At 37.2% G+C, this 12,268-nt stretch carries 8 protein-coding genes; 6 read left to right on the top strand and 2 right to left on the bottom strand.

Annotated elements, in window-relative coordinates:
* Positions 1-3: 3 nt before the first annotated feature.
* Together AC6IWN_RS13140 and AC6IWN_RS13145 are read right to left on the bottom strand one after the other, a co-directional pair.
* Entirely contained in the window at positions 4-1,275 is a 1,272-nt protein-coding gene (locus tag AC6IWN_RS13140; RefSeq protein WP_497987867.1) for a DUF5716 family protein, read from the bottom strand.
* A 47-nt stretch (positions 1,276-1,322) separates the two neighbouring features.
* A complete protein-coding gene (locus AC6IWN_RS13145; protein WP_497987868.1) occupies positions 1,323-4,961 on the bottom strand; it encodes a DUF5717 family protein in 3,639 nt (1,212 codons plus the stop codon).
* Between the two features lie 215 nt (positions 4,962-5,176).
* Between AC6IWN_RS13145 and AC6IWN_RS13150 the strand changes: the two genes are divergently transcribed.
* The 6 genes from AC6IWN_RS13150 to AC6IWN_RS13175 all read left to right on the top strand — a co-directional run bounded on the left by AC6IWN_RS13150 (position 5,177) and on the right by AC6IWN_RS13175 (position 12,258).
* The gene (locus AC6IWN_RS13150) at positions 5,177-6,274 is read left to right on the top strand and encodes a pyridoxal phosphate-dependent aminotransferase (protein WP_497987869.1); all 1,098 of its coding nucleotides are present in this window, start codon (positions 5,177-5,179) and stop codon (positions 6,272-6,274) included.
* 132 nt (positions 6,275-6,406) lie between these two features.
* Complete coding sequence (locus AC6IWN_RS13155; protein WP_497987870.1) at positions 6,407-6,874, top strand: HIT family protein; 468 nt, start codon at positions 6,407-6,409, stop codon at positions 6,872-6,874.
* 85 nt (positions 6,875-6,959) lie between these two features.
* Positions 6,960-7,508, top strand: coding sequence for a GNAT family N-acetyltransferase (locus AC6IWN_RS13160; RefSeq protein ID WP_497987871.1), 549 nt, complete (start codon positions 6,960-6,962; stop codon positions 7,506-7,508).
* 162 nt (positions 7,509-7,670) lie between these two features.
* Positions 7,671-8,105, top strand: coding sequence for a MarR family winged helix-turn-helix transcriptional regulator (locus AC6IWN_RS13165; RefSeq protein ID WP_497987872.1), 435 nt, complete (start codon positions 7,671-7,673; stop codon positions 8,103-8,105).
* 39 nt (positions 8,106-8,144) lie between these two features.
* Positions 8,145-10,388 (top strand): ABC transporter ATP-binding protein, encoded by a 2,244-nt coding sequence (locus AC6IWN_RS13170; RefSeq protein ID WP_497987873.1) that lies wholly within the window; start codon positions 8,145-8,147, stop codon positions 10,386-10,388.
* On the top strand, positions 10,381-12,258 hold the full coding sequence (locus AC6IWN_RS13175) for an ABC transporter ATP-binding protein (RefSeq protein WP_497987874.1): 1,878 nt from the start codon (positions 10,381-10,383) through the stop codon (positions 12,256-12,258). Before AC6IWN_RS13170 ends, AC6IWN_RS13175 begins: the two co-directional genes overlap by 8 nt.
* Positions 12,259-12,268: the final 10 nt, after the last annotated feature.

A 12,268-nucleotide genomic window follows, 5' to 3' on the forward strand; every position in this document is an offset into this window, starting at 1 on the left:
ACATTAGATTTCTATCGTAATTTGCGTTATCTGTCCTGTAGCAGGGAATATGTCTCCAAATCCCAGATCATTAACCGTCAGATGCGCTGTTAATTTATCGGTACAGTTCAGGGTAATTAAAAGTCTTGTCATTCGGTTTGGTCTTTTCGGAAGATCTTGTAGCGAATACGTGATGTGCTCTACTTCATGCGTCATAATATTTTTTTTCAATAGCTCGAGATTTGTCTCCCCATCCATTATTACTTCTAAAGTACGATTAATCTCAAACCAATTCTCTCCCGGTGACATAATCGAATATTCCTTGAAAGCCGTATCACAATATACTTTAACCGATAAATAATTGGTTACCATATCATCGCTAAGTAAGATAAAATCCTCTAATTGACCGTCACCCGATAATTCCTTAGCTGCAAAACAGGCTCCCATAGTATATAGATTCTGTCCGAAAAACACTCTTCGCCCGGTACATAGTGATTTTATAACTTCTTCTGCCCAACCACCGTCAAATCCACAACCAGTAAAATATAGTGTAGTGATCAATTGCTTATACAATACTGTATTAGCCAGATTTTCAAGAATATAAGCCGGATCTGCTTTTCCCATTTTCCTCAGTTTCAGGATTTCATAATTCATCTCTTTCGTAAAGTCCAGCTTATCGATTTCTGCAACCATTGGCTTTGATCTTCGATTCATTTTAATCTGATAAAAGTTTAATCCCTCTTTATCAAAATCGAACAACCCCACATCATTCATCCATAGTGACTTATCCTGGCTGAGCGCATAATACAGATAAGCACCGTCGTGATTCATGATTACCACTCTGTCTTTCTCTAGCCCAAGCCTTGTCAGCGCCTCGTATAACTTTGAAACCAGCGAAGGGTCAGTATTTTTAACTGTAATTACCATCTTTGTAATCGGTTCTGAAGGAAAATAATTTTTAACCAAGGATAATGTCCTTCGTAGAAATATTTCCAATAAGGATATTGTACTGACTGTCTGTCCCAGAATCTCGATATCCTCACCTATCGTCGCCTTCTCCAAGAGACGTTCCACCAGGATACCGGCTCCTTCCTCACCACATACCCTCGCTTCATCCCCAAATAACCATTGCTTTGTGCTTGTTTTCAGACACAATAAGGTCGGTATGGAGTATAGCTCTTCTCCATCCCGCATACTTATTAGAATCGGTTCCATCGACTTATAGCTGAAGCAGCTGATTTGAGTCGCTTCTTCACATAAATCATAGCCAACAATTAATTTTCTCGGTGAATCCATGAAACCAAACCTCCGACTCGCCTAAAGCGTTTACTTCAAATCTTTAATTAATCTTCTATCTGATGAAAACATGACTCTATCATATATTCCCTCTTCGCATAATTACCCATAAGGTCAACCAGTGTCGCATCCTCTTTCATCTCTAAAGCCATCAGCATTAAATTAATATGATTATAACTGGAATGATCATCCTCCGGATTATCACATTCATATTGGAGAATCACGCTCTCCATAATCTCTGTATCGTCGTCTGATTCCACCGTAATATAATACTGTAGTGTCTCATGATAGAATAATAAAAAGCTCTTTGTACGAATTCCCATAAAGGAATCCTTCATCAGTTCGGTTATATACTGCTGCCCTTTGTCTTTATCCATACGATAATGGATAAAAACGCGCTTTCTAGGATCTGCGTGAAAGGAAACGATATGTTGATCCAGAATTTGATCCGGTAGATTAATACTCTCTTTATAGCCCAAAAAGAATGGAAGAACAATTCCCTTTTGAACCATCATCAATATATTATATTCTGCGAAGGTTCTATCCTGCTCATTCAATTCCTTATTATCAGCATGATACTTTAACCAAGCTAGCAAGCAAACATCATTTTGTTCATAAAAGAGCTCCCTCTTCATAACCTGGAATAATTCTACATCAATTATCTGATCATGTAACAGATATTGATATGCATAGTAAGAAAGAAATGCACGAACTAACAGGCTGTTTGAAGCTCCGCTATAATAACTTCGAAATATCACATAACTGTCGCCTACGTAGCTTTCGGTATATAGAATCTGCACCAATAATCTTTTCTCCAAACTATGACATGCTAGCTCAAAGCTCTTAGAAGCCTGCCACAACTGGTACATTGATATTGTCGATCCGGTATAAAATACGGTTAGATATTGAAGGATTACCTCATCATACTTCCCTTCACAGAACGCATAATGACATAGTTTCACCATAAAGTCCTGTTTTTCCTCCACTCCGAACGCTTTCAAGTACCCTGAACACAGCTTAACCAAACGGGTGATTGCAATTCCTTCAAGTCCAAATACCTCAAGATTTAAAATAGCCTTATCATATAATCCTCTGACAATCATTAATTCAATGTATTTTGCTCTTTCATTTTGACGAATATACTGTAGATCTATTTGACAAAGATAATAATCCAGCCATTCATCATTATAATGCTCAAAATAATATTCAATCAGCATCTGATAACATGCTGTTTTATACTCATTTTGAAGACCTTCTAGTAATAGCACCTTCTTAAACAGTTCGATAGCATCTTTTCGAAAGATTCTGTTCTTTTGATAACGATCAAACAGATGCAACAGTAAATTAGAATGATCACTGCAATTTAAACAAGTATCTAAGTACTGTGAATAATCAAGGAACTGTGTTAACCGGTAAGGAACGGTATCTGCATAACGATTGCCGAAGGAATCCACAAAAATCAGCTGTGTATTCTCTGAGACTATATCAAACTGTGCTTTTTGGTTAACTAGATTATATGTTTCTGTAGAATTAATTTCATCCTGTATCACTAATAGACTACCAATACCCGCATCCATGCATTCTAATTCCTGACGGAACATTACATAGGGAAGATGCTTCCATACCTGTGCACCATGAATGTTTTTATTCAGAAACTCTTGATATAGCACCGCCAAATCTCTGTTTATGTAATGTCCCTCTAGCATTGTCAGGGTAAAGATCTCCATCTTTTTATAATAAGAACGGTAAATCGGTTCATTACTCTCTTTATTCTTTACTACATTGGCATATAAGAAAGCTTTTTTGCTATCACTTAAATTATTATTATAGATGAAATAAAGCAATACGGGTTGGGCAATAACACCTTGAACGGAACTGTTAATTGAATGCATATAGTATTCATAGAGCTCGGTTATGCGAAGCTGTTCCTCAACACCCAAACGATACCACTCAAAATATTTTTCAGTTCTTTTCAACCCTTTAATCAATAGGCTACAGATTGCCGTCAGGATATCTTTGCCTCCATACTCATCATAAAGCTTAACCAACCCGTTGAAAACAAGTGGACTAAAGCTCTTCATCTTCGTTGACAGATAAGTATACTGCTTTGCAGCCTCTTTTGACAATATCCAATTCTTTATCCCAAAATTAAGAGTTTGGATTTCAAATTCAGATAATTCCCGAAGCAGGTAGGGTTCTTCATTCAAGATGCACACTGCCTCATAATACATAATTGGGCTGCGGCAACCCTCCTTATATTGTTCCTTAATATAAGAAAGCTTCCCGTTTTTATTATGATCAAAGCTCTTATCCGTATATAATAAAAACCACAGAATCCTCCAGTTAAAATGTCCACTAACATAAAATTTACGAATTGTGTCAGCAGCTTTCTTAATCTTTGCGTCCTCTTTATAATATAGGGCGTCAAGATAAAGATATGCACAATACTCTATAACAGATTTCCTTCTAACAATCACTTCATCCTTCGCAAAATCTGACAATAATTCTTCCGCAAGCTTTGTTCTTCCGGTTATAATAGCAATATGAGTTCTCATAAGTTCCTTCATATAGCTGACCTCTGGCCCAGGTAATCTGGCAATCATCATCTCCGTGTCATCCAGATATTCCTCCAGACCTATTTTATTAAGTCGGAAACTTAAATAAGTGTCCAGAAGTCCTGCGTCGATTTTCTGTCTGAAACGCTCAGAAGAAATTTTATGTTCCACCTTTTGATAATTGCATACTATGGTAACGGTGATATTCTGGTGTGCCGTTCGTATATAGATATGACCATAATTTTCTCCGGTCTTTAACTTTGATTGAATGATTGTATATGAAATTTGATGAGAATTACCGATAAAATGATCAGCCCAAACAAATTTTTGATCCAACTGAATGAATGGAACATCCGTACTAACTCTGATCTCAGCATATCCCCAATGATTTTTCGATAATATTAATTTGTCAGATATATTATCCTGGGTAACCGTATATTCGCAACTTACTCGGTCAATTTCTAGTATAATTTCAGATTTTTTATGTATCGTAACTAAAAACTCCTCCAGCGCCTGGCTGGTAGAAATGCTTTTTACCAGATTTCTATAGAGTATTTTATAGCGATCCTCGTTAGCAAGGAGAATGCGTTCAAACTCCTCAGAACGGAACAACTTTTTTGCATCCGACCAATCCATAATTGCCAAATTGGTGAACTGGAATAAATCCTTGATTTTTCCCATAGTGGACGAACAGTAAGCAGCTTCTACCTGAATCGTATAAGGAATCGATATTTCACCTATATCGCTAATGATAAAGAATTCTCCCTTTACCTCTTCCCCTGCTTGTAAGGAGATGGCATTAAAATGATATCGGATTGTATTCACAATATCACGAAAGCTCTCATTTTCGATTTCCATCAAACGATTAGAAGTATAAACCGAACCCTGCATCTCACACTCTCGGCTGTTACTTATGGTAAAACCGCCCTCACGAATTTTACCTGCTTCCACCGTTACTATAATCTCATCATCGGATAAGACGATGAATGGTAGCTGATATTCAAAATACCCTTTTGAAAAACGCTTGATTTTTTCTCTCAATTCATCACCCCAAGATATCATTGACCCTTCGTTTACTGATTCAATTCCACATAAATTCCTTATCTGCCCTATTTCATATGACAATACCATATTTGGGGCATCCCCTAAATGATAAGTGATTGCAATTTAAGGAAAATCAGCTATAATATGTATCATATTATAATTCAAACAATAGAAAAAATCTAGTATTTCACATAAATCGCCAGTTAAACTTTATTTCAGACAAGAAACTGCTTTAATTTTAGATAAATCGATTAAAAATATCAATTACCACTAATACTTTAGTCCTATAGGAGGGAAATAATATGATTAAACATACGGATCATTTTCATGGAAGTGACCTTGAGATGATAGAAAAAGTATACGGGATTAAGAAAGAAGATATCATCAGTTATTCAGCGAATGTAAATCCTCTTGGAATATCCCCAAAATTGAAAGCTACACTATCAAGTCAAATCGATGCGATAATGAGCTATCCGGACAGAGAATATACACAGCTGCGAAGCAAAATAGCAGAATATGTACAGACCGATTTAGAAAATATTATCGTCGGAAACGGTTCTACCGAATTAATCTCATTATTTATACAGATCAAGCATCCACAAAAGGCTCTCATTATAGGACCTACCTACTCTGAATATGAGCGTGAGGTATCCTTAGGGGGAGGAACCACAAGGTATTACCGCTTAGATGAGGACAACGACTTCGAGCTGGATCTGCAGCATTTAGAAGAGGAGCTCACCTCCGATATCGACCTGTTGGTAATCTGTAACCCAAACAACCCAACATCTACTGCTATTACGCGTAATGATATGCGAAAAATACTCGATATCTGTAAGCAGAAGGGTATCTTTGTGATGGTAGATGAAACCTATGTTGAATTTGCAGAAAACACAGATTACATCACCTCAGCGCCACTGACCGGTTACTATAATAATATTATCATTCTACGTGGAATATCCAAGTTTTTTGCAGCTCCAGGCCTAAGACTTGGTTATGCAATCTGTGGAAATGTCGATCTGCTCAAGGAGATTAATCAAAGAAAGAACCCTTGGACAATCAATAGTCTCGCTGCTATCGCGGGCGAAATCATGTTCTCGGATTCTGAATATATTGAGAACACACGAACGCTAATCAGCACAGAAAGATCTAGAATTTGTAACATTCTAAGTAATTGTGCTAATGTAAAATATTTTACGCCTACAGCTAATTTTATACTAATAAAGATATTAAAAAAAGATGTAACCTCTATGGATCTGTTTGAAGCAGCCATCAGAAAAGGTCTAATGATAAGGGATTGTTCTACCTTCCCTTTCCTAGATAATAAATTCATTCGATTTTGCTTTATGGATCCGAAAGCAAATGACACGCTTTTAGAAATCCTTTTAGAAAAATTGAAATAATAATCTATGTTTAAAATATTCTCTTTTAAATACCGATATACGCACTTTAAACTCCGGAATATGTTATTGCTGTTTCAATAAATCATAGAAACAGTAGATAATTATAATGAAACATAAGAAAGGATAGATACAATGGGATGCCTGATATGTGAACGTATTGATATGATTAAGAATAATCAAAATCCATATTTTGTAAAAGAATTAGAAACCGGTTATGTTGTAATCGGGGATCATCAACATTTTAAGGGTTATACCTTATTCCTATGTAAGGAGCATGTAACCGAACTTCACTTTCTGCCGGAGGAATTCAGAATAAAATACTTAGCGGAAATGTCTGTTGTTGCAGAAGCCGTGTATAATGCTTTTCAACCGGATAAGCTTAATTATGAGCTCCTAGGCAATGGCGACTCGCACATTCATTGGCATCTGTTTCCGAGAAATGAGGGTGATACCCCAAGAAGAGGTCCTGTTTGGTGGTTGCCCTACGAAGAAATGTATGATGATTCAAAGCGACCTACTAATGACGAGTTATGTCGCTTGAAGAATGTGCTAAAAGAAGAACTAGATAAATTATTACTAAAAAAAGCAAACACTTACTAAACTGAGAATTTGATAGAAGCAGAATGATCATCACCAAAACAAACCAGTACTTAATAATATCAACCGATGAAAGGATAGGATTATTATGGAAAATATCTTAACCGAACACCTGATTATTAGAAGGTTTCACCCAAAGGATTGGTCGGATCTGTACGAATATTTATCGGATGAGGAAGTAGTCAAATTTGAACCCTATCATACCTATTTACCGGATGAGGTGAAGGAAGAAGCGATACGAAGATCCACCGATAAATCATTTTATGGTGTTTGCCTAAAGGATAATCAAAAATTAATTGGCAACCTCTATTTAGGAAAAGGTGAATTTGATACCTGGGAATTAGGTTACGTATTTAACCGTAGCTATCAAGGTAGGGGCTATGCCTTTGAAAGTAGTAAAGCTATAATTGATTATGCTTTTTCACAATTAGGCGCAAGGCGTATCGTTGGAATGTGTAGTCCGAAGAATATTGGTTCGTGGAAGCTATTGGAGCGCTTAGGTTTTCGTCGTGAGGGATTCCTTCGTCAAAATATATATTTTAAAGAAGATAATAATGGGAATCCTATATGGCTGGATACTTATGAATACGCTATGTTAAAAAATGAATGCAACATCCTTTTCTTTTTGTGTTATTAATGTATGAATTATTTACTTTTGGTTAGATTTAAATAGATATCGTAGAAATCTTAACGAAATTTTAATGTTCCTGATGATTGACTTGAATATAATGTGTGATATAATACAATTTACTTAGGTCCCTAACTAATTTGACCATAGAAGGAGGGATGTGAAAACATAATGAAATCAGAAGTAAAAGCACTGATGGGAAACCTAGCAGAAATAATGAAATACATCCATCTTCGTTCTTATCATAAAATGAATGATAAGAATGTGTATCCTGGCCAACCAAAGCTTCTCTCTTGTATCAAATCTAATGAAGGAATCACGCAAAAGGAATTGTCTGAAAAGAGCTTTGTCACACCGGCAACTATTACGGAGATGCTTCGTAAACTTGAGAAGAACAGCTATATTTATCGTGTGGCCGATGAAGCTGACAAACGTGTCATGCGTGTATACTTAACACCGGAAGGGCGTAAATTCGCGGAATATTCCGAAGAATTTATTAACTCCATCGTTGATCAGCTATTTTCCGGATTAGAAGAATCAGAATTACAGCAATTGTTAGCTCTCACCGAAAAGGTGAAAACCAATACTCAGAATATTGATAAATAAATGAACGGCTTAACTTATCACTAACAGAAAGGAACATTTATGTTAAAACTAATTAAATTTTTGAAGAGCTCAGCTTTGACCATTGTATTTGTAATACTGCTGCTCATCTTACAGGCAAATTGCGACTTGGCTCTTCCAACCTATACTTCTGATATCGTTAATACCGGCATCATGAAGCATGGTATTAAGGATTCCATACCGAATGTTATTCGTAAAACTGAGCTTGATAAAATCTCTCAACTCATGACCGAGAAGGAGAAAAACACTGCACTTAAGCATTTTAAGCTCATGAAAAAAGAGGACTATACCGAAAAAGAATGGTCCGATTATCTAAAGAAGTATCCCGAATTAACGAATAAGTCAATATACAAATGGGATGGAGAAGACGAGGATACTGTGGCTGAGGCTATGGGAAAACCAGTATTATTAGTCCTTGGTTTGGAAGGTGATAGTAAGGATTCCAAAGACAAGAAAGAACAGATTTTATCCATGCTACCAAAGCAAATTACGGATAAAACAAAGGATATCTTTACTATACTTACACTACTTCCGGCTGAACAATCCGCTCAGCTTGTAAAAGGAATGCGTGATAAAGTGGATGCTATGCCTGAGATAATGATTACTCAGTCTGCTGTGGCCTATGTTAATAAAGAATACACTGCTATCGGTATCGACGTGGATAAAATGCAGGTAAATTATGTGTTGATTGCCGGTGCTAAGATGCTCGCTCTCGCCTTTATCGGAATGTTAGCCGCCATCCTAGTTGTATTCCTAAGTGCACGTATCGCTGCAAAGATGGGTCTTGAATTACGAAGTAAAGTATTCAAAAGAGTATTGTCCTTCTCAAATAAAGAAATGGATCAATTCTCGACTGCATCCCTCATTACCCGAAGCACAAATGATATTCAACAAGTACAGCTCATGATGGTTATGTTGATAAGAATTGTATTCTATGCACCGATTCTGGCGATTGGAGGTATTATTAAAGTATTGCATACCAACTCTTCTATGTCATGGATTTTGATTGTTGGTGTAGGAGCAATCTTTATATTAATCGGTGCACTCTTAATTGTTGCAATGCCTAAATTCAAAAAAATGCAGACCTTAATTGATCGCATCAATCTTGTTACCAGAGAAATTCTTACCGGACTACCTGTTATTCGTGCCTTCAGTACAGTGAAACAGGAGGAAAAAAGATTTGATGAAGCAAATGTCAACTTAACAAGAAACACATTATTCGTAAATCGTGCGATGACTTTTATGCTTCCTTGCCTCATGTTAATCATGAACCTTGTCTCCATTCTTATTGTATGGGTAGGTGCTGATAAAATTGATGCCGGAACTATGCAGGTCGGAGATATGATTGCATTTATTCAATATACCATGCAGATAATCATGTCCTTCCTGTTCCTAACAATGCTTTCCATTATGCTCCCCAGAGCAATTGTGGCAGCTGGTCGTATTGATGAAATCCTTAATACAAAAACTTCAATTAAGGATCCTTCCAAAGAAGTGTCACTTGATGACAATTTAAAGGGAGTATTAGAATTCCGTGATGTTGCTTTCCGTTACCCTAACGCGGAGGAAGATGTATTATCAGGCATTAATTTTATCGCGAAACCTGGTGAGACAACAGCTATTATCGGTAGTACCGGTAGCGGTAAATCCACTTTAATCAATCTAATTCCAAGATTTTATGATGTAACCGGCGGTTCTATCCTGATTAACGGTACCAATATCAGAGAGATCAAGCAGGATACTCTTCGAAAGAAACTTGGTTTTGTTCCACAAAAGGGTATACTATTTAGCGGAACAATCGAATCCAATATTAACTTTGGTGTTCATGATACTACGGAAGTGGGTATGAAGCGTGCTGCAAGAATTGCTCAGGCAGAAGAATTCATTAACAGCAAACCGGAAGGCTATGCAGAACATATCTCACAGGGTGGTACTAACGTATCCGGTGGTCAGAAACAACGTCTTTCCATTGCTAGAGCAATTGCTAAGGATCCGGATATCTACGTATTTGATGACAGCTTTTCCGCTTTGGATTATAAAACCGACTCTGCTCTTCGTAAAACCTTAAAGGATGAAATCGCAGACAGCACCGTGATTATCGTTGCACAGAGAATCAGCACCATTATGAACGCAGATCAAATCCTTGTACTGGATGACGGTCAAATTGTTGGTAAGGGTACTCATAGAGAATTATTAAAGAATTGCGAAGTATATCAGCAGATTGCTTCTTCCCAATTGTCAAAGGAGGAGTTAGCGAATGAGTAATGAAGAAATGCAACAATCCAAAGCTACCCCCCGCAGAAGACGTGGCGGCGGTGGTATGGGCATGGGACCCGGCGGACCAGGTATGATGCCCGGAGAGAAGGCAAAAGATTTCAAGGGAACCATGAAAAAATTAATCTCTGCTCTCTCCATTTATAAGATAGGTTTTTTGTTCGTTTTAATTTTTGCAATTGGTAGTACTATTTTTAGTGTTATTGGTCCTACTACTCTCGGTAATGCTACCACCGTTATTACTGATGGTATCATAAGTAAAGTTGGTGGTGGTGACGGCATTAACTTCACTAAATTAGAAAATATCTTAATAAAATTAATCCTTATGTATGTAGCAAGTGCCATTTTCTCCTTCCTTATGAGTCTTATTCTCACCGGCATTACTCAGAGAGTAACCTATAAGTTCCGTAAAGAGATATCAGAGAAGATTCATCGCATGCCGATGAACTACTTTGACACTACCTCCCATGGAGAGATTTTATCAAGAGTAACCAATGATATAGATACCTTAGGACAGAGTTTAAATCAGAGCTTAGCTCAATTAATCACTTCCGTTATTATGATTATCGGCGTACTAATCATGATGATTCGTATCAGTGTGCCTATGACATTATTAGCATTGGTTATGCTTCCAGTCTCCGGTATTGTAATTAGTAAAGTAGTGAAGAAATCTCAAAAGTACTTTAAGCAACAACAGGAATATCTTGGCCATGTTAATGGTCAGGTTGAAGAAGTATACGGTGGACATAGCATCGTTAAAGTCTTTAATAAAGAAGATGATGCTATCAACGAATTCGATGAAAAGAATACCAAGTTATATGAATCTGCATGGAAATCACAATTCTTATCAGGAATCATGATGCCAATCATGCAATTCATCGGTAATCTTGGATATGTAGGTGTTGCAATCCTTGGTGGATACTTAGCAATTAAGGGTGATATCAAGATCGGACAGATTCAGTCCTTCTTCCAGTATATCCGTAACTTTACCCAGCCGATTGCACAGCTGACCCAGGTAGCGAACATGTTCCAATCTACTGCTGCTGCTTCTGAACGAGTATTTGAATTCCTTGCGTCCGAAGAAGAGGTTCAGACGGTAGAGAATGCCAAATCCATCGATGGTATTGAAGGCATGGTAGAATTCAAAGATGTACACTTTGGTTACAATCCTGATAAAATTATCATTAATGATTTTAGTGCCAAGATTTATAAAGGGCAGAAAATTGCAATCGTTGGTCCTACCGGTGCAGGTAAAACCACTATGGTTAAATTGTTAATGCGCTTCTATGATATTAATAGTGGTGAGATCTTAATTGATGGCAATAATATTCAAGACTTTAACCGTAGCGATCTTCGTAAATTATTCGGGATGGTTCTTCAAGATACCTGGTTATTCAACGGCTCCATTATGGATAACATCCGTTACAGTAAATCGGATGCCACAGATGAAGAAGTAATTAAAGCTGCTAAGGCTGCTCATGTTCATCACTTCATCTCCACCCTGCCAGATGGTTATAATATGGTACTGAACGAAGAAGCCAGCAATGTATCCCAGGGTCAAAAGCAGTTATTAACAATTGCTCGTGCAATCCTTGCAGATCCTAAGATTTTAATTCTTGACGAAGCTACCAGCTCCGTTGATACCAGAACAGAGATACTGATTCAGAGAGCAATGGATTCACTGATGAAGGGAAGAACCAGCTTCATCATTGCACATCGATTATCTACGATTCGTGATGCTGATTTAATCCTTGTTATGAATGAGGGTGATATCGTAGAAATGGGTAATCATGAGGATCTTCTTGCACAAGGTGGCTTCTATGCGAAGCTATATAACTCTCAATTCGAGAGATCAGCATAGTCAATTATAT

This window comes from Variimorphobacter sp. HTMS_6 (assembly GCF_059717775.1).